15 protein-coding genes and 1 riboswitch are annotated in these 17,516 nt (G+C 73.2%); of the genes, 8 read left to right on the top strand and 7 right to left on the bottom strand.

The annotated features are described in order from the left end of the window. Window positions 1-43: 43 nt before the first annotated feature. Together HNR68_RS14080 and HNR68_RS14075 are read right to left on the bottom strand one after the other, a co-directional pair. The gene (locus HNR68_RS14080; protein WP_150069827.1) at window positions 44-1,129 is read right to left on the bottom strand and encodes a tartrate dehydrogenase; all 1,086 of its coding nucleotides are present in this window, start codon (window positions 1,127-1,129) and stop codon (window positions 44-46) included. Window positions 1,130-1,241: 112 nt separating this feature from the next. Further along, window positions 1,242-2,141 (bottom strand): LysR family transcriptional regulator, encoded by a 900-nt coding sequence (locus HNR68_RS14075; RefSeq protein WP_179721170.1) that lies wholly within the window; start codon window positions 2,139-2,141, stop codon window positions 1,242-1,244. Between the two features lie 143 nt (window positions 2,142-2,284). Between HNR68_RS14075 and HNR68_RS14070 the strand changes: the two genes are divergently transcribed. Both HNR68_RS14070 and dctA read left to right on the top strand, forming a co-directional pair. Then, window positions 2,285-3,421 carry a glycerate kinase gene (locus HNR68_RS14070; RefSeq protein WP_179721167.1) on the top strand — a complete coding sequence of 379 codons (1,137 nt, stop codon included), beginning with the start codon at window positions 2,285-2,287 and terminating at the stop codon, window positions 3,419-3,421. Window positions 3,422-3,458: 37 nt separating this feature from the next. After that, window positions 3,459-4,868 (top strand): C4-dicarboxylate transporter DctA, encoded by a 1,410-nt coding sequence (gene dctA, locus HNR68_RS14065; RefSeq protein WP_179721165.1) that lies wholly within the window; start codon window positions 3,459-3,461, stop codon window positions 4,866-4,868. Between the two features lie 16 nt (window positions 4,869-4,884). Here the strand turns inward: dctA and HNR68_RS14060 are convergent, their stop codons facing one another. The 4 genes from HNR68_RS14060 to HNR68_RS14045 form a co-directional block, all read right to left on the bottom strand. Beyond that, window positions 4,885-5,205 (bottom strand): nucleotide pyrophosphohydrolase, encoded by a 321-nt coding sequence (locus tag HNR68_RS14060; protein ID WP_179721163.1) that lies wholly within the window; start codon window positions 5,203-5,205, stop codon window positions 4,885-4,887. Window positions 5,206-5,320: 115 nt separating this feature from the next. After that, complete coding sequence (locus HNR68_RS14055) at window positions 5,321-6,463, bottom strand: L-talarate/galactarate dehydratase (protein ID WP_179721161.1); 1,143 nt, start codon at window positions 6,461-6,463, stop codon at window positions 5,321-5,323. A 15-nt stretch (window positions 6,464-6,478) separates the two neighbouring features. After that, window positions 6,479-7,843 (bottom strand): MFS transporter, encoded by a 1,365-nt coding sequence (locus HNR68_RS14050; RefSeq protein WP_179721159.1) that lies wholly within the window; start codon window positions 7,841-7,843, stop codon window positions 6,479-6,481. Between the two features lie 148 nt (window positions 7,844-7,991). Further along, window positions 7,992-8,867, bottom strand: a complete 876-nt coding sequence (locus tag HNR68_RS14045) for a LysR family transcriptional regulator (RefSeq protein WP_179721157.1) — start codon at window positions 8,865-8,867, stop codon at window positions 7,992-7,994. A 151-nt stretch (window positions 8,868-9,018) separates the two neighbouring features. Between HNR68_RS14045 and kdgD the strand changes: the two genes are divergently transcribed. Both kdgD and HNR68_RS14035 read left to right on the top strand, forming a co-directional pair. After that, entirely contained in the window at window positions 9,019-9,942 is a 924-nt protein-coding gene (gene kdgD, locus HNR68_RS14040; protein ID WP_179721155.1) for a 5-dehydro-4-deoxyglucarate dehydratase, read from the top strand. A 62-nt stretch (window positions 9,943-10,004) separates the two neighbouring features. Beyond that, a complete protein-coding gene (locus HNR68_RS14035) occupies window positions 10,005-11,342 on the top strand; it encodes an enolase C-terminal domain-like protein (protein WP_179721153.1) in 1,338 nt (445 codons plus the stop codon). Window positions 11,343-11,357: 15 nt separating this feature from the next. Here the strand turns inward: HNR68_RS14035 and lexA are convergent, their stop codons facing one another. After that, complete coding sequence (gene lexA / locus HNR68_RS14030; RefSeq protein WP_179721151.1) at window positions 11,358-12,011, bottom strand: transcriptional repressor LexA; 654 nt, start codon at window positions 12,009-12,011, stop codon at window positions 11,358-11,360. A 110-nt stretch (window positions 12,012-12,121) separates the two neighbouring features. Beyond that, window positions 12,122-12,293, top strand: a riboswitch (cobalamin riboswitch). A gap of 355 nt (window positions 12,294-12,648) precedes the next feature. Here lexA and HNR68_RS14025 point away from each other — a divergent pair. The 4 genes from HNR68_RS14025 to HNR68_RS14010 are packed head-to-tail and all read left to right on the top strand — an operon-like array spanning window position 12,649 to window position 17,463. After that, entirely contained in the window at window positions 12,649-14,169 is a 1,521-nt protein-coding gene (locus tag HNR68_RS14025) for an ABC transporter substrate-binding protein (RefSeq protein WP_179721150.1), read from the top strand. Continuing rightward, window positions 14,169-15,116, top strand: coding sequence for an ABC transporter permease (locus tag HNR68_RS14020; protein WP_179721148.1), 948 nt, complete (start codon window positions 14,169-14,171; stop codon window positions 15,114-15,116). Before HNR68_RS14025 ends, HNR68_RS14020 begins: the two co-directional genes overlap by 1 nt. Continuing rightward, window positions 15,113-15,895 carry an ABC transporter permease subunit gene (locus HNR68_RS14015; RefSeq protein ID WP_179721146.1) on the top strand — a complete coding sequence of 261 codons (783 nt, stop codon included), beginning with the start codon at window positions 15,113-15,115 and terminating at the stop codon, window positions 15,893-15,895. Before HNR68_RS14020 ends, HNR68_RS14015 begins: the two co-directional genes overlap by 4 nt. Next, window positions 15,892-17,463: an ABC transporter ATP-binding protein gene (locus tag HNR68_RS14010; protein ID WP_218888298.1), complete on the top strand. Its 1,572-nt coding sequence runs from the start codon at window positions 15,892-15,894 to the stop codon at window positions 17,461-17,463. Before HNR68_RS14015 ends, HNR68_RS14010 begins: the two co-directional genes overlap by 4 nt. Window positions 17,464-17,516 lie beyond the last annotated feature (53 nt).

Raw genomic sequence — 17,516 nt, 5'->3', positions numbered from 1 at the left:
GGGAATGTGCGGGTGCGCAACGGCGTCGCGCACCCGCGGCCGGTCAGAGGTGGTCGATGACCGAGGCGACGACGTCGGAGGTCTTGGCGGTCCCGCCGACGTCCGGGGTCAGCACGCCGGACGCGGTGGTCGCCTCTATCGCCTTGTTCACGCGGACCGCTTCGTCGGGCAGTCCGAAGTGGTCGAGCATGAGCGCCGCGCTGCCGATCGCACCGATCGGGTTGGCCAGACCTCGACCGGCGATGTCCGGCGCGGACCCGTGGACGGGTTCGAACATCGACGGGAACCGGCGCTCCGGGTTCAGGTTCGCGCTGGCGGCCAGGCCGAGGCTCCCGGCCAGCGCCGAGCCGAGGTCGGACAGGATGTCGGCGTTGAGGTTGGAGGCCACCACGACCGAGAGGTCCTCCGGTTTGAGCACGAACTTCGCCGACATCGCGTCGACCAGCACGCTCTCCGTCTCGACGTCCGGGTAGTCGGCGGCGACGCGGACGAAGGTCTCGTCCCACAGCACCATCCCGTACTGCTGGGCGTTGCTCTTGGTGACCGAGGAGACCTTCTTCCGGGGCCGGGTGCGCGCCAGGTCGAAGGCGAAGCGGATGATCCGCTCGCAGCCGCGCTCGGTGAACAGCGCGGTCTGCAGCGCGACCTCGTTGCCCGGACCGCGGCCGGAGAGGTTGCGGCCGCCGAGGCCCGCGTACTCCCCCTCGCTGTTCTCCCGGACGACGACCCAGTCCAGCGGGGTGTGGTCGGCCTTGCGCAGCGGCGAGGTGATGCCGGGGTGGAAGTGCACCGGCCGGATGTTGGCCCACTGGTCGAAGTTCTGGCAGATCTTCAGCCGCAATCCCCAGAGGCTGGTGTGGTCGGGCACCGAGGGCCAGCCGACGGCACCGAAGTAGATGGCGTCGAACTCGCGCAGCGCCTCCAGACCGTCCTCGTCCATCATCCGGCCGGTGCGCTCGTAGTACCCGCAGCCCCACGGGAATTCGGTCCAGTCGAAGGCGAACGCACCGCCCGATCCCGCGGCCAGCGCGTCGAGCACCGCGCGCCCGGCGGCGACGACCTCGGTCCCCACCCCGTCAGCGGGAACCGCCGCGATCTTGAAGGTGCGGGTCGTGGGCTGAGCTGACATCGAGCGACTCCCCTGGTGTCGGGTGCTGGTGCACCGAGTCAAGCCCGGCGGGGCTGCGGACGTCCAACACGCTTTCGCGATGCCATTCATAGGTTCCGGTTATCCCGGCTGGTCACGCACCCAGGTGGTCCGCGGGCCGGTAGGAGCGGGCCACGGCGAGGAAGGCCCGCGCCGCGGGGGTCAGCGGGGCCGACCGGCTGAGCAGGGCGACGTGCAGCTGCGCCGGTGGGTCGATGCGGGCGACGCGGGCACCGGCGCGCCGGGCCAGCGGGGCCCACGCGGACGGCAGCACGGCCAGACCGGTGCCGTGCATCACCAGCGGGAGGATCGACGTGCGGTGGGCCACCTCGGCGACGATCTGCAGGTCCGCGCCGTCCGCCAGCACTTCGTCGACGATCTGCCGCATGTGGCTGCCCGGCGGCGAGACGATCAGGCGCGCACCGGTCAGCGCCGAGCGCTGGACCGGATCACCGCTCGGGAAGTCCGCGTCCGGTGCCCCGACGAGGACGAAGTCCTGCGCTTCCAGGGGCAGCACGTCGACGCCCGGGGCCTGCAGCGGTCCGGGCGTTCCGATCAGCCCGAGCTCGCAGGCCCCCTGCTTGATCTTCTGCACCACCTCGTCGGGGGTGAAGGCCGCGTCGGCGCCGACCGTGACTCCCGGGTGCTGCTGGGCGAGCAGGCGGGTCAGCGTGCCGAGGGGCTCGATCCCGGGGGACGGCATCGTCACGAGCTCGACCCGGCCGCGACGGGCTCCCCGGACCCAGTCCATCGTCGACCGGGCCGTGCGCAGGTCGCGGATGACCTGCCGGGCCGGGCCGATCAGCTCGGTTCCGGCGCTGCTGAGGACGGCACCCCTGCCGATGCGGTGGAACAGCTGCACGCCGAGCTCGCGCTCCAGACCGGAGATGGCCTGCGACAGCGAGGGCTGGGCGACGTGCAGCGCTTGCGCCGCCTTGCCGAAACCGCCGTGGTCGACGATCGCCAGGAAGTACTCGAGCTGGCGCACGTCCATGGGCGCACTCCTCCACGCGACGTATGGGCAGGTCAGAGCCCACTGATCAGCAGAACCTATCAGTCGGGTAGCGACTTTCTCTTGGACGGCGCACCGCGTCCGCGGTCACTGTGGTGCCCACGTTCGCAGGGCGAGGAGGATGCATGCACGAGGTGGTCGTGGCTCTCGACTCGTTCAAGGGTTCCATCGACGCGGCCCGCGCGACCGCCGCGCTCTCCCGCGGACTGCGGCGCCACCACTCCCTCCCCGCCGTCCGCGAACGGCCCGTGGCCGACGGCGGTGAAGGCACCCTGGACGCGTTCGAAGCGGCGGGCTTCACCCGCGTCCCGGTCACGGCCGCGGACCCGCTCGGTCGCCCCGTCGAGACCGGCTACGTCCAACGTGACGGCGTTGCGGTCGTGGAGCTCGCGGACGTCTCCGGCCTGGGCCGGATCCCGAGAACCACACCTGCCACCGCGATGGCGGCCTCCTCGCACGGCACCGGCCAGGTGATCGCCGCCGCCCTCGACGCGGGCCACCGCACCGTCGTCGTCGGGCTGGGCGGCAGCGCGACCACCGATGGCGGAACGGGCATCGTGGCCGCGCTCGGCGGTCGGCTGTTCGACCGGGCGGGAAACCGGACCTCGCTGCTGAGCGCCGTCCGCGCCGTCGATCTCAGCAGTCTGCACCCGCGCCTGACCGGGCCGGACGCAGCCCGGCTGGTCGTGGCCTGCGACGTCGACAACCCCCTGCTCGGACCGAACGGCGCCGCAGCGGTTTACGGACCGCAGAAGGGCGCCGACGCGGGCGCGATCGCGGAACTCGAACCCGCCCTCGGCCGCTGGGCGGAGCTGCTGGAGAACGCCACCGGCACGGCGGTTTCGGGCCACCCGGGTGCCGGAGCGGCGGGCGGCGCCGGATTCGCGCTGCTGGCCCTCGGCGGGCAGCTGCGCTCCGGGATCGAGCTCGTCCTCGAGCTGACCGGGTTCGCCCAGCAGCTCCCGGGCGCGGACCTGGTGGTCACCGGGGAAGGCTCGCTGGACCACCAGACCCTGCGCGGCAAGGCGCCCGCCGGGGTCGCCTCGGCCGCTCGCGCGGCCGGAATCCCCGTCGTGGCAGCAGCCGGGCGCAACCAGCTCACCCGTGGAGAGCTCACCGCAGCGGGCTTCACCGCGGCTTTCGCGCTCACCGACGTCGAAGCGGACGCCAACCGCTGCTTGCGCGAGGCCGAACCGCTGCTGGAACAGCTCGGCGAACGGATCGCCGCTGAACTCCTCGCTCCCGAACCAGCTTTCGGATGACCGACCACCGCCGCTCGACCACGTGCAGGAGAATGCAATGGCGCAGACCGCACAAAAACCGCTGCCGCCCGGGAGAACCGGGGCGAAGCCCTGGTACCGGCAGCTCTACTTCCAGGTCCTGGTCGCGATCGTCGTCGGCATCCTGCTCGGCTGGCGGTGGCCGGATCTCGGCGAGGCGATGCAGCCGATCGGGACGACCTTCATCGCCGCGATGAAGATGCTCATCGGGCCGATCGTCTTCCTGACCATCATCGGCGGGATCGCCGGTGTCGCCGACCTGAAGAAGGTCGGGCTCACCGGGCTGAAAGCGCTGACCTACTTCCAGATCGGCACCATCGTCGCGCTGGTGATCGGGCTCGTCGCGATCAACGTCGTCCGGCTCGGCGAAGGCGTCAACGCCGACCCGTCGAAGATCCAGGTGAGCGGGACCGCGCAGCAGTACGTCGAGACCGGCGAAACCCAGCAGTGGTGGGAGTTCTTCACGCACCTGGTGCCGGAGAGCTTCTTCGGCGCGTTCGCCGAGGGCGACATCCTGCAGATCATCTTCCTGGCCGTGCTCTTCGGCATCGCGATCAAGGCGGTCGGCCCGATCGGCGAGCCGATCGCCGCCGGGGTCAAGCGGCTGACCGAGGTCGTGTTCAAGGTCCTGAGCTTCGTGATGAAGGCCGCCCCGCTCGGCGCCTTCGGCGCCATGGCCTACGCGGTCGGGGCGTTCGGACTGTCCACGTTGACCAGTCTCGGCTCGCTGATCGCGCTGTTCTACGCCACCTCGGTCCTGTTCGTGGTGGTCGTCTTGGGCGGCTTCCTCGCGCTCTACGTCCGGCTCAACATCTTCCAGCTGTTCCGCTACCTCAAGGACGAGTTCTTCCTCGTCCTCGGCACCTCCACCGCCGAACCGGCGCTGCCCGGCCTGATGCGGAAGATGACCTTCATGGGCGCCGACCGCACCACGGTGGGCCTGGTCGTGCCCACCGGCTACAGCTTCAACCTCGACGGCGCGGCGATCTACCTGTCGCTGGCCGCCGTCTACATCGCCCAGGCCACCAACACCCCGCTGAGCGTCGGCCAGCAGATCGGCCTGCTCGCGGTCATGCTCCTCACCTCGAAGGGCGCGGCCGGGGTGGCCGGTGGCGGATTCATCGCGCTGACCGCCACCCTGTCGACCATCGGCACCGTCCCCGCGGCGGGCATCATGCTGATCTTCGGCATCGACAAGTTCATGTCCGAGTGCCGAGCGCTGGTCAACTTCTACGGCAACGCGGTGGCGACGCTGGCGATCGCCAAGTGGGACGGGGCACTCGACGTCGAGCGCGCCCGCCGCGTCCTCGCCGACCGGACCTCCGCAGAGCGAGCGACGGCGCAGGAACCTGAAGCACCGCCCCGGTCTTCCGACGTGCCGAAGCAGACGTCGGCGGACGGGCTCACCCCGACGAGCGCGAGCAGCTGAGCCCCGACCGCCCGGCTCAGGCGGTCGGGGGGAAGCGCGTCTCGTTGCGGTCGATCTTGGCGTTGGCGGCTTCGACGAGGTCGATGCCGCAGACGTCGGTCAGCCTGATGAGGTAGAGCAGGACGTCGGCCGCCTCGTCGGCCAGCCGGTCCTTGAGCCCGCCTTCCGCCAGGCCCGCCACGGCACCGGCGTCGTCCACCCACTGCAGCTCCGCGACCAGCTCCCCGGCCTCCCCGCTGAGCGCCATCGCCAGGTTCTTCGGCGTGTGGTACTGCTCCCAGTCCCGCGCCGCCGCGAAGTCCCGCAACCTGTCCCGGAGCCCGTCAACGCTGTCCATGCCGACCACCGTAGTCGGCAGCCCCTCCGCAGCGCGCACAGGTCGCTTTTCCGTGAGCACTTTCCGGTGCCACAGCCCCGGAAAGTGCTCACGGGCGTCGACCTGCGCAGCGGGATCAGGCGTGGACCTCGTGGTCGGCGACCGTCCAGGACCGGGCCTGGTCGCTGATCGTCACGCCGAGGCCCGGGCGCGGCGAGAGGTGCATCCGGCCGCCCTCGATGCGCAGGTGCTCGTCGAACAGGGGGTCCAGCCACTCGAAGTGCTCCACCCAGGGCTCCCTGGCGTAGGCCGCCGCCAGGTGGATGTGGATCTCCATCGCGAAGTGCGGGGCCAGCTGGAGGTTCCGGTCGTCGGCCAGGGCCATCACCTTCAGGAACTGGGTGATGCCGCCGACGCGCGGGGCGTCGGGCTGGACGACGTCCGCCCCGCCCGCCCGGATCAGCTCGCGGTGCTCGGCCACGCTGGTCAGCATCTCCCCCGTGGCGATGGAGGTGTCGAAGGTGGACGCGAGCACGGCGTGGCCCTCGAAGTCGTGGGCGTCCAGCGGTTCTTCGATCCACACCAGGTCCATCGGCTCCAGGGCGCGGCACATGCGCCGCGCGGTGGGGCGGTCCCACTGCTGGTTGGCGTCGACCATGAGCGCCACGCCGTCGCCGACCGCCTCCCGCACCGCGGTCACCCGGGCCAGGTCGACGGCGTTGTCCGGGTGGCCGACCTTGAGCTTGATGCCGCCGATGCCGCGCGCCACCGACTCCGCCGCCCGGTCGACGACCTCCTCGATCGGCGCGTGCAGGAAACCGCCGGAGGTGTTGTAGCAGCGCACCGAGTCGCGGTGCGCGCCGAGGAGCTTGGCCAACGGCAGGCCGGCCCGCTTGGCCTTGAGGTCCCACAGCGCGACGTCGAAGGCCGCGATCGCCTGCACCGACAGCCCGCTGCGGCCCACGGAGGCGCCGGCCCAGACGAGCTCGTCCCAGATCTTGCCGATGTCGCTGGGGTCTTCGCCGAGGAGCACCGGGGCGATCTCGCAGGCGTGCGCGTACTGGCCGGGGCCGCCCGCGCGCTTGGAGTAGCTGAAGCCGACGCCCTCCTGGCCCTCGGCCGTGGTGATCTCGGCGAACAGCACCGCCACCTCGGTCATCGGCTGCTGCCGCCCGGTGAACACCTTGGCGTCGCTGATCGCGGTCGGCAGCGGCACGGTCACCGAGGAGATCCGCACGCGCTCGATCCGGTCCAGGGTGGCGGATCCGGTCGTGGTCATGGACTTCCTTCCGTCTCAGTCCGGCTCGTCGAACTGGATGCGCTTGATGGTGCCCATCACGGCCAGGCCCACCAGGGCCAGCGCTCCGTGCGCGGCGACGAACCACAGCGCCACGTCGAAGGACTGGGTGGCCTGCACGGTGTAACCGATGACGATGGGCGTCACGATGCCCGCCACGTTGCCGAACGCGTTCATCGTCGAGCCGACGAAGCTGGCGGCCTGCGGGGGCGCGAGGTCGGTGGTGATGGCCCAGCCCAGCGAGCCGATCCCCTTGCCGAAGAAGGCCAGCGTCATGATCGCTACGATCAGCGCGCTGCTGTCGGTGAGGCTGCAGAGGGCGATGCTGGTCGCCAGCACCATGCCGACGACCGACGGCAGCTTGCGCGCGAAGGTGAGCGAGTGCCCGCGGCGCAGCAGGGCGTCGGAGAGGAAGCCGCCCGCCAGTCCGCCGGCGAAGCCGCACAGCGCGGGCAGCGCCGCGACGAACCCGACCTCCAGCAGCGACAGCCCACGGCCCTCCACCAGGTAGACCGGGAACCAGGTGATGAAGAAGTAGGTCAGCGCGTTCACCGCGTACTGGGAGAGGTAGACGCCCCAGAGCGGGCGCGTGGAGAAGATCCGGGCCATGGTGCGCCGGTCCAGCCGGGCCCGCTGCACGGAGCCCTTCGGCGCGTCCAGGTCGACCAGCCCGCCGCCGGAGCGGATCGTCTCGAGCTCGTCCGGGGTGACCCGCCGGTGGTTCCGCGGGGTGTCCATCCAGCGCAGCCACACCACCGCCAGCACCAGGCCGAGCGCGCCGAGCACGACGAACACCCAGCGCCAGCCGAACTGGTGGGTGATCCAGCCCATCAGCGGGGCGAACAGGGCGGTGGCGAAGTACTGCGCGGAGTTGAAGACCGCGGTCGCCCGGCCGCGCTCGGCGGTCGGGAACCAGGCGGTGGCCACCCGCGCGTTCGCCGGGAACGCGGGCGATTCGAAGACGCCCAGCAGGAGCCGGAGCCCGAAGACGACCGCCACCGACACCAGCACCGGCGTGGTGATGAGGCCGACCAGGCTGATCGCGGCGGTGACCGCCGTCCACAGCGCGAGGCTCAGGGCGTAGACGCGGCGGGCGCCGAAGCGGTCGAGCAGGATCCCGCCGGGCAGCTGGCCCATCACGTAGGCCCAGCTGAACGCGGAGAAGATGTAGCCGAGCTGCACGCTGCTGAAGCCCAGGTCGGCTCGCAGGCTGGTGCCGGTGATCGACAGGCTGCTGCGGTCGGCGTAGTTGAGCGCCGTGATGATGAAGATCAGCGCCAGGACCAAGTACCGGGTCGGGACGCGGCGGCCGGTCGTCGTGCCGGCCCGCCCGACCTCGGGAGCTGCTGCGGTGTCAGACATCGGTGTCCTCCCGGTCGCTGCGGAGCGCTCCGCAGTGACCAGGACAGTAAGGCGGTGCACCGATTCCGGTCCAACACCGAATGGACATCGATCAATACCCTGACCGCATCGGTCGCGCACGACCCGCGACGCAGTCCACGGTGGAGCGTCAGAGCAGGTCGAGCAGCGCGTGCAGGGCCGGGTTGTCGTTGGCCCGGCGCCAGACCAGGTGCAGCTCCACCGGGTCGGGTTCGGGCAGCTGCAGCGGGCGGAAGTGCACGCCGTCGAGGTGCAGCCGCGCCGCGGTGGCGGGCACCAGCGCGCTGCCGAGGCCGACCTGCACCAGCGCGAGAGCGGTGTGGATCTGGCTGACGTACTGCACGTAGGTGGGCTGCACCCCGGCCCGGCCGAAGGTCGCGACGAGCAGCTCGTGGAAGTACCGCGCCTCCGTCGGCGAGTACATCACCACGTCGGCACCGTGGAACTCGCTGAGGTCCAGCGGGTCCGACCCCGCAGCGAGCGGGTGGCCCTCCGGCAGCGCCGCCAGCAGCGGTTCCGCGCGCAGCAGCCGGGACTCCAGCTCGGGCCGGGCGGCCGGCGGGCGGGCCAGCCCGAGGTCGAGGGAACCGCCCGAGAGCCGCTCCGCCTGGTCCCGGGTCACCAGCTCGTGCAGCACCACGTCCACGTGCGGCAGGTGTTCGCGCACCGTCGCCAGCAGACCGCCGAGCACGCCGTAGGCCGAGGTCGCGGTGAACCCGACGCGGATGACGCCGCTCTGGCCCAGGGTGACGCGTCGCACCGAGAGCGCGGCGTTCTCCGCCTCGTGCAGCAGGCGTCGCGCGTCCTGCAGGAACGCGCGCCCGGCCGGGGTCAGCCGCACGGTGCGGCTGGTGCGGTCGAACAGCTGGACCTGCAGCTCCTTCTCCAGCTGCTGGATCTGCCGCGTCAGCGGGGGCTGGGTCATGCGCAGCCGCTGCGCGGCCCGGCCGAAGTGCTGCTCCTCGGCCACGGCGACGAAACCGGTGAGTTGGTTGAGCGTGAACATCGATGCTGACCCGGTATCAGTGGATGCTTTGTTTGAGTTGGACGGGCATCGATGGGTCACCTTACTGTCGACCGCGACGACGCCTGAGCCCCGCTCCGGCTCGTCACCGCCCCGCCGCGACGAGGTCGCACGCCCACGGAGGAGATCGCCGATGTCCGCGTACTCGCCCACCGACATGGCCCGGCAGCTGGCCAGCGGACTGCTGTCGTTCCCGGTGACCCACTTCCGGCCCGACCTCAGCTTCGACGAGGCCGCCTACCGCGAGAACATCGGCCGGCTGGGCGGTTTCGGCGCGGCCGGGCTGTTCGCGGCGGGCGGCACCGGGGAGTTCTTCTCGCTGACCCCCGCTGAGGTGGAGCAGGTGGTGCGGGCCGCCGTCGAGGAGGCCCCGGACGGGGTGCCGGTGATCGCCCCGGTCGGGTACGGCACCGCGATGGCGGTGGAGATGGCCCGCGCCGCCGAACGCGCCGGGGCGGCCGGGGTGCTGCTGTTCCCGCCCTACCTGACCGAGGCCGACCAGGCCGGGCTCGCCGCGCACGTCCGCGCGGTCTGCGCGGCCACCCGGCTCGGGGTCGTCCTCTACAGCCGGGCCAACGCGGTCTTCGCGGACACCACTGTCGCCGAACTGGCCGAGCAGTGCCCGAACCTGGTGGGGTTCAAGGACGGCGTGGGCAACGTGGAGAAGATGACCCGCCTGTACGCGCGGCTCGGTGACCGGCTCACCTACGTCGGCGGGCTGCCGACGGCGGAGACGTTCGCGCTGCCGCTGCTGGAGCTGGGCGTGACCACCTACTCCTCGGCGATGTTCAACTTCGTGCCCGAGTTCGCGCTGCGCTTCTACCAGGCGGTGCGCGACCGCGACCGCGCGGCCGTGTACCGGTACCTGGAGGAGTTCGTGCTGCCGTACTGCGACATCCGCAACCGGCGCGCCGGGTACGCGGTGAGCATCGTCAAGGCCGGCATGCGGGTCGTCGGCCGCCCGGCGGGCCCGGTGCGGCCGCCGCTGGTCGACCTGGACGACGCCGAGCTCAGCGCGCTGCGCGACCTGGTCGAGCGCGTGACGGACCTGCGCTGAGGCGGCAACCCCCGGCGCCGCGGCGGTTCCCGGCGCCACGCACACCGAGGACGGAGGGACGGATGGCGCGCACGCAGCCCGTGGTCACCGGCATGCGGGTGGTGCCGATCGCCGGGCACGACAGCATGCTGCTCAACCTCAGCGGGGCGCACGCCCCGCACTTCACCCGGAACCTGGTGGTGCTCACCGACTCCGAAGGCCGGACCGGGGTCGGCGAGGTGCCCGGCGGGGAAACGGTCCGCCGCACCCTCGAGGACTCCGCGGAGCTGGTCGTCGGCCAGCCGGTGGGCCGGGTGCGTGCGGTCCTCACCGCGGTCCGCACCCGGTTCGCCGACCGCGACGCGGGCGGCCGCGGGGTGCAGACCTTCGACCAGCGCGTGACGGTCCACGCGGTCACCGCGCTGGAATCGGCGATGCTCGACCTGCTCGGCCAGCACCTGGAGGTGCCGGTGGCCGAGCTGCTCGGTGACGGCCGGCAGCGTGACCACGTGCCGGTGCTCGGGTACCTGTTCTTCGTCGGTGACCGGGAGCGCACCGACCTGCCCTACCGGAGCCCGGCGGACGAGCCCGACGACGACTGGCTGCGGCTGCGCCACGAGGAAGCCCTCACACCGGAGGCGATCGTGCGCCAGGCGGAGGCGGCGCAGCGGCGCTACGGGTTCCGCGACTTCAAGCTCAAGGGCGGGGTGCTGCCGGGGCCGGTCGAGGCCGAGGCGGTCACCGCGCTGGCGCGGCGGTTCCCCGACGCGCGGATCACCCTCGACCCCAACGGCGCGTGGCCGCTGGCCACCGCGATCGACCTCGGCCGCGCGCTGCGCGACGTCCTCGCCTACGCCGAAGACCCGTGCGGCGCCGAGGCCGGCTGCTCGGGTCGCGAGACGATGGCGGAGTTCCGCCGCGCGACGGGGCTGCGCACCGCCACCAACATGGTCGCCACGGACTGGCGGCAGCTGCACCACGCGGTGCGCGCCGACGCGGTGGACATCCCGCTGGCCGACCCGCACTTCTGGACGATGAGCGGGTCGGTGCGGGTGGCGCAGCTCTGCCACGACTGGGGCCTGACCTGGGGTTCGCACTCCAACAACCACTTCGACGTGTCGCTGGCGATGTTCACCCACGTCGCCGCGGCCGCGCCCGGCGAGATCACCGCGATCGACACGCACTGGATCTGGCAGGACGGCCAGCGCATCGCCCGGGAGCCGCTGCGCATCACCGACGGGCGCATCGAGGTGCCCGACCGCCCCGGCCTGGGCGTCGAGCTGGACCTCGACCGCGTCGAAGCGGCCCACCAGCTCCACCTGGAGCACGGCCTCGGGTCCCGCGACGACGCGGCGGCGATGCAGCACCTCGTCCCGGGCTGGACCTTCGACCCCAAGCGCCCGGCGCTGGACCGCGACTAGCGCGCCGACGGGACCTCAGACGCTGCGGAGGACCGAGACGACCACCCCGAGGACGACCGCGTCGTCACCGTCGATGACCTCGTAGGCCGGGTTGCGGGGTTCGAGCAGGACGTGACCGCCGCGGCGGCGGTAGACCTTCACCGTCGCCTCGTCGTCGATCATCGCGGCGACGATCTGCCCCGAGTGGGCCTCCTGCTGCTGGCGCACCACCACGATGTCGCCGTCGCAGATGGCCGCGTCGACCATCGAGTCACCGCGCACCCGCAGCCCGAACACGGTGCCCCGGCCGGTGAGCTCGCGGGGCAGGTCGATCACCTCGTCGAGGTGCTCGTCCGCGGTGATCGGGGTGCCGGCGGCGATGTCGCCGACCACGGGCACCGGCACCGAGTCGCCCTCGCGGACCGCCGACGGCTGGAGGAACGCGCGCACGTCGATGGGGCGGGACACCGACGGGCTGCGGCGCAGGAACCCCTTCTCCTCCAACGCGTTCAGGTGCTTCGACACCGACGAGGTCGAGCGCAGGCCCACCGCGTCGCCGATCTGCCGGGTGCTCGGCGAGTACCCGTGCCTGGTCACGAAGTCCTGGATGGCGGCCAGGATCCGCTGCTGGCGCAGCGGCAGGGACGAGGGGTCCAGGTGCTCGAAGGCGTCGAAGTCGTAGGCGGCCACCCTCCGGATGGTAGAGGTCGGCACCGCCGCCCGGCGCACTGGCCCGGCAGGGGTGCGCGTGATCTCCGTCCACCGCCCTTGACACCCGTCCCCGCCGGTGCCACCGTCGCCGCTGGAGTTCATGCGACGGTGCGCAGGAAGCCGGTGCGAATCCGGCACGGTCCCGCCACTGTGAGTGGGGAGCTGCCGCCACGTGCGCCACTGCCGCTGCCGCGGTGGGAAGGCAGGCGCGCAGCGACGATCCACGAGTCAGGAGACTGACGCCGTCGTGCCGATTCGCACGGGGTCGCGGAGCCCCGGAGGAGGTACGCGGAACATGCAGCGGCGCGCTGCTCACGATCTCGCCGTCCGGCACAGCTGGCACCACCCCACGCTGCCCACCACGTAGCACCAGCACGCCTTCCCCGCCGTGGGTCGTCCACTGCGGACGGACCGCGCCCGTGCCCGGCCGAGGCCCCAGTGCGCTCGGACCCGCTCGCCATCCGTGGAGAACTCCTGTGCCTCTCGTCCAGCCCACCCCGCCCCCGCTGCGCCCAGCCGTGCGGCGCGGCCGGGGAACGACCGTCCACCGTGTCCTGACCACGCGCGACCGCCGCGCCGCCGACCCGGACCAGGTGCGGCCCGAGGAGGGGGAGCGATGACCACCGTCACCCGGCGCACGCTGCTCAAGGGCGCCCTGGGCACGCTCACGGCCGCCTCGCTCACCGCCTGCGGTGGTGCCGCGAGCGGACCGGACGGGCGGTTGCGCGCGGCGTTCCCGATCGGCGGCGGGGAGGAGTCGCTCGACCCGCACACCAGCTCGCTGTTCGTCGACCAGGCCCGGGCGAAGGCGCTGTTCGACACGCTGGTCGGCTACGCCGACGACATGAGCGTCGTGCCGCGGCTGGCCGAGTGGTGGGAGCCGGACGCCACCGGGACGCGGTGGTCGATCCGCCTGCGCGAGGCCCGCTTCCACGACGGCCGCCCGGTCACCGCCGAGGACGTGCTCTACAGCTACCGCCGCATCGCCGACCCCGCCACGGCATCACCGGCGCGCAAGCAGTTCCTCGACGTGGACTTCGCGGCCAGCCGGGCCCGCTCGGCCACCGAGCTTGAACTCGTGCTGCGCGCCCCGAACTTCGAGTTCCCCTCGGCGTGGGGCGCCCCGGCCACCGAGATCGTCCCGGCCGGCACCACCGAGTTCACCGCCCCGGTCGGCTCCGGGCCGTTCCGGTTCGTCTCCTTCCAGCCGGGTCGGCCCGCCGTCTTCACCCGGTTCGACGGGCACTGGGCCGGGAGGCCGACGCTGGACGAGCTGGAGTTCGTGCCGATCAACGACGAGAGCGCGCGCGTCGCCGCGCTGCTGTCCGGCCAGGTGCACTACGTGCACGACATCAGCGCGCACTCCGCGGCGCTGGTGCAGGGCGACAGCCGGGCCGAGCTGCTCGCCGCGCCGCACGGCACCATGCAGGCCGTGGCGCTCAAGGTCGACCGGCCCCCGTTCCACGACCCGCGCCTGGTGCGGGCCGCGCTGTCCGGTGTGGACCGCGACGCGCTGGTCGCGGTCGCGCTGAACGGGCACGGGCAGGTCGGCAACGACCTGTTCGGCAAGGGCCTGGAGCACTACCCGCCGGACCTCCCGCAGCGCGAGCGCGACGTCGACCGCGCCCGGGCGCTGGTGCGCGAGGCCGGGGCCGAAGGGCTCGCGGTCGACCTGCTCACCAGCTCTGTCGACCCCTGCTTCGAATCGGCGGCGACGCTCATCGCCCAGCAGCTGTCCGAGATCGGGCTGCGGGTCGCCCCGCGGATCGGCCCGGCGGAGACGTACTTCTCCGACATCCGCACCCACGGCGTCGCCGCCCTCACCCGGACCGCGTCGCTGCCCGTCACGACGTTCCTGGCGGAACGGGTGCGCAGCGGTGCGGGCACTGCCAACTACACCGGCTACCGGTCGCCGGAGTTCGACGCGCTGTTCCACCGGGCGCTGAGCACAGTGGACGCTGCCGAGCGTGCCCGGCTGCTAGGGAACGCCCAGCGCCTGGCGCGGGACGAGAGCGGGCTGCTGGTGTGGGGCTTCAGCGACTGGAACGTGGCGGTGTCGCGCTCGGTGTCCGGGCTGCGGGCGGCCCCACCCAACTCGCTGGACTGGGCGCGGTTCGAGCGGGCCGCGCTGGGCTGATGGCGGTGCTGGTGCTGCGGCGGCTGGTGGTCGCCGCGCTGCAACTGGTCGCGGTGGCGGTCGCCGTCTTCGCGCTCACCTCGCTGCTGCCGGGCGACACCGCGGTGGTCGTGCTCGGTGAGCACGCGACCGAGGAGCAGGTGGCGGTGCTGCGCGCGCAGTTGCAGCTGGACCGGCCGGTGTGGGAGCGGTTCCTGGAATGGCTGGGCGGCGCGGTGCACGGCGACCTGGGACGCTCGCTGCTGACCGGGGTGCCGGTGGCCGAGGAGATCGGCCGGGGGCTCGCCACCACGGCGGTGCTGGCGCTGCTCGCGCTCGCGGTGGTGGTCCCGCTCGCGGTGGCGGTCGGCGTCGTGACGGGGCGGCGCCGCGGTTCCCGGCTGGACGTGGTGCTCACCGGCGCGGTCGTGGTGCTCGACTCGGTTCCCGAGTTCGCCCTCGCCCTGCTGCTCGTCGCGCTGTTCTCGCTGCAGCTCGGCTGGCTGCCGGCCACCGCGGCCGGCGCCTCCGGCTGGGAGCTGCTGGCGCAGCCCGCGGTGCTCGTGCTGCCGGTCGGCGTGCTGGTGTGCAGGCAGCTGTGCGCGCTGGCACGCCAGGTCCGCGTCGGCGTGGCCGAGGCCGACGGCGCCGACTTCGCCACGCACGTCCGGATGCACGGCCTGCCCGAGCGCGCGGTGCTGTTCCGGCACGTGCTGCCCAACGGGCTGGCCCCGGCGGTGCAGCAGCTGGCCCGCGCGGTGGACGGGCTGCTCGGCGGGGTCGTGGTCGTGGAGGCGGTGTTCGCCCTGCCCGGCACCGGTTCCGGGTTCGTCGACGCGGTGATGGCCCGCGACCTGCCCGCGGTGCAGGGCTACGCCCTCGTGTTCGCCGCCACCACGATCGCGGTGAACCTCGTCGCCGACGTCGTGTCGCACCGGCTCGTCCCGCAGCGCGAGGTGGTCGCATGAGGTCGGTGACGGCGGTCGTCGGTGCGGTGCTGCTCGGCGTGCCCGGGCTGACCGCGGTGGTCGGGCCGCTGCTGGCGGGCTCGGTGGACTCCGCGGCGGGGCCGCTGCGGCCACCTGACGCGCAGTTCCCGCTCGGCACCGACGTGCTGGGGCGCGACGTGCTTGCGCTCGCGCTCAGCGGCGGCAGCTCGCTGGTCGCGCTGACCGGGGCGTCGCTGCTGCTGTCCTACCTGGTCGGGGTGCCGCTGGCGCTGCTGGTCACCAGCCGCGGCGTCGACACGCCCCTGCTGCGGGTGCTGGACTTCCTGCTCGCGCTCCCCGGGCTGCTGGTGCTCATGGTGCTGGCCGCCGCCGGGTGGCGGGGCGCGGCGCCGCTGGCGCTGGCCATCGCGCTGCTCCAGCTGCCGGCCGTGGTGCGCCTCGTCCGCAGCGCCGCGCTGGCGCCCGGCTGCCGCGCGGCGGTGGAGGCGATGGCGATGCAGGGCGAACCGTGGTGGCGGATCCACCTCGGCTACGTCGGGCGGTGCGTGCTGGGCCCGGTCCTCGTCGACGCCGGGACCCGGCTCAGCCTGGTGCTGTACCTGCTGGCCTCGGCGAACTTCCTCGGGCTCGGGCTGGCCCCCTCGGCCAGCGACTGGGCGGTGCTGGTGGAGCGCAACTCTGACGCGCTGTTCCTGCAGCCGCTGGCGGTCCTGGTCCCGGCGGGCCTGCTCGTGTCGCTGTGCACGGGCATCAACCTGCTGGTCAACCACGTGCTGGCACGCCGGGAGGAGCGATGAGCGAGCCGGTGCTGCGCGCACGCGGGCTGCGGGCCCGGGCCGGGACGCGTGACCTGCTGACCGGCGTCGACCTGGAGCTGCGGCCGGGTGAGGTCACCGCGGTCATCGGCGAGTCCGGCAGCGGCAAGACGACGCTGGGCCTGGCGCTGCAGGGCGAGACTCGGCGCGGGGTGCGGCTGGCCGGGACCGTCGAGCTGTGCGGCACCGACCTGGTGGGCCTGCCCACCGCCGAGCGCCGAGCGGCCCGGGCCACCGCCATCGGCTACCTGCCGCAGCACCCCGCCGCCGCGCTCAACCCGCTCCGCAAGGTCGGCCGGGTGCTGGCCGAGCTGGCGCGCGACGCCGAGGCGGTCCCGGAGGCGGTGCGGTGGGCCGGGCTGGACCCCGCGCTCCTCGACCGGTACCCGCACCAGCTCTCCGGCGGGCAGCAGCAGCGGGCCGTGCTGGCGCTGGCCGTGCTGCACCGCCCGGACGTGCTCGTCCTGGACGAGCCGGCCACCGGGCTCGACGCGATCAGCACCTCCCACGCCGTCGAGGCGCTCACCGAGGTGGCCGGCCGCGGCACGGCGGTCCTGCTGCTCACCCACGACCTCGGCCTGGTCCGGCGCGTCGCCGACTCGGTGGTGGTGCTGCACGAGGGCCGCGTCGTGGAACGCGGCGAGCACGTGCTGACGGCCCCGGCCCACGAACGCACCCGGACCCTGCTCGCCGCCGCGCCGCAGGTGCTCCCGACGACCGGGGAGCCCGCCGCGGAGGGCGGGCTGCGGGCGCGCGGGCTCACCAAGGTCGCGCGGAACGGTCACCGCCTGCTGGACGGGGTCGACCTCGCGGTCCCGCCCGGGCGGTGCGTGGCGGTGGTGGGGCGCTCCGGGTCGGGCAAGACGACGCTCGCCCGCTGCCTGGCCGGGCTGACCCGGCCGGACGCCGGCCAGGTGCTGCTCGACGGGGTCCCGCTGGCCCCTGACCTGCGGCGCCGCGACCGGCGGCAGCGGACGCGGGTGCAGTACGTGCACCAGGACGCCCGCGCGTCCTTCGACGAGTTCCGCCCGGTGCTCGCTCAGCTCACCCGGACGGTGCGGCTCACCCGGGGAGCCGGCGGGGAGCGGGCGCGGGCCGAGGTCGAGCGGGTCCTCGCGGCGGTCGGCCTCGACCGCGCGCTGGCGGCCCGCCGCCCGGCCCGCCTCTCCGGCGGCCAGCTGCAACGCGCCGCGGTGGCCCGCGCGCTGCTCGCCCGGCCCGCGGTGCTCGTCTGCGACGAGATCACCACCGGCCAGGACCCGGTGCGCCGCGCCGAGCTGCTCGACCTGCTCGCCACGACGCTGCGCACCACCTCCGCAGGACTGGTGCTCATCAGCCACGACCTGGACGCGGTCGCGGCGATCGCCGACGAGGTCCACGTGCTCGACGCGGGCCGCTGCGTCGAGCACGCGCCCACCGCGACGCTCCTGGCCGAGCCCCGGACGCCGGTGGCGCGCCGCCTGGTGGACAGCGCGGACCTCGGCGGGAGGGCTCCGGAGGTGACCCGACGGCCGTGCGCGGAGGAGCGGATCCCGTCCACCCCTGGGTAGGCTCGGCCCCGATCGTGGACAGCGAGGTCGACGGCCAGCACCGACGTCGGTGG

Origin of the sequence: Saccharopolyspora hordei, assembly GCF_013410345.1 — a bacterium.
Lineage (GTDB): Bacteria > Actinomycetota > Actinomycetes > Mycobacteriales > Pseudonocardiaceae > Saccharopolyspora > Saccharopolyspora hordei.
Note: the sequence above shows the minus strand (reverse complement) of the source record. Positions and strands in the feature narration are given on the sequence as shown.

Excerpts from the sequence above, each read along its gene's own strand:
- HNR68_RS14045 (WP_179721157.1), bottom strand. The coding sequence starts at position 8,867 with ATGTTCACGCTCAACCAACTCACCGGTTTCGTCGCCGTGGCCGAGGAG.
- HNR68_RS14010 (WP_218888298.1), top strand. The coding sequence starts at position 15,892 with ATGAGCGAGCCGGTGCTGCGCGCACGCGGGCTGCGGGCCCGGGCCGGG.
- HNR68_RS14075 (WP_179721170.1), bottom strand. The coding sequence starts at position 2,141 with ATGGACGTGCGCCAGCTCGAGTACTTCCTGGCGATCGTCGACCACGGC.
- HNR68_RS14035 (WP_179721153.1), top strand. The coding sequence starts at position 10,005 with ATGGCGCGCACGCAGCCCGTGGTCACCGGCATGCGGGTGGTGCCGATC.
- HNR68_RS14020 (WP_179721148.1), top strand. The coding sequence starts at position 14,169 with ATGGCGGTGCTGGTGCTGCGGCGGCTGGTGGTCGCCGCGCTGCAACTG.
- dctA (WP_179721165.1), top strand. The coding sequence starts at position 3,459 with ATGGCGCAGACCGCACAAAAACCGCTGCCGCCCGGGAGAACCGGGGCG.
- kdgD (WP_179721155.1), top strand. The coding sequence starts at position 9,019 with ATGTCCGCGTACTCGCCCACCGACATGGCCCGGCAGCTGGCCAGCGGA.
- HNR68_RS14015 (WP_179721146.1), top strand. The coding sequence starts at position 15,113 with ATGAGGTCGGTGACGGCGGTCGTCGGTGCGGTGCTGCTCGGCGTGCCC.
- HNR68_RS14070 (WP_179721167.1), top strand. The coding sequence starts at position 2,285 with ATGCACGAGGTGGTCGTGGCTCTCGACTCGTTCAAGGGTTCCATCGAC.
- HNR68_RS14055 (WP_179721161.1), bottom strand. The coding sequence starts at position 6,463 with ATGACCACGACCGGATCCGCCACCCTGGACCGGATCGAGCGCGTGCGG.
- HNR68_RS14050 (WP_179721159.1), bottom strand. The coding sequence starts at position 7,843 with ATGTCTGACACCGCAGCAGCTCCCGAGGTCGGGCGGGCCGGCACGACG.
- HNR68_RS14080 (WP_150069827.1), bottom strand. The coding sequence starts at position 1,129 with ATGTCAGCTCAGCCCACGACCCGCACCTTCAAGATCGCGGCGGTTCCC.
- HNR68_RS14060 (WP_179721163.1), bottom strand. The coding sequence starts at position 5,205 with ATGGACAGCGTTGACGGGCTCCGGGACAGGTTGCGGGACTTCGCGGCG.
- HNR68_RS14025 (WP_179721150.1), top strand. The coding sequence starts at position 12,649 with ATGACCACCGTCACCCGGCGCACGCTGCTCAAGGGCGCCCTGGGCACG.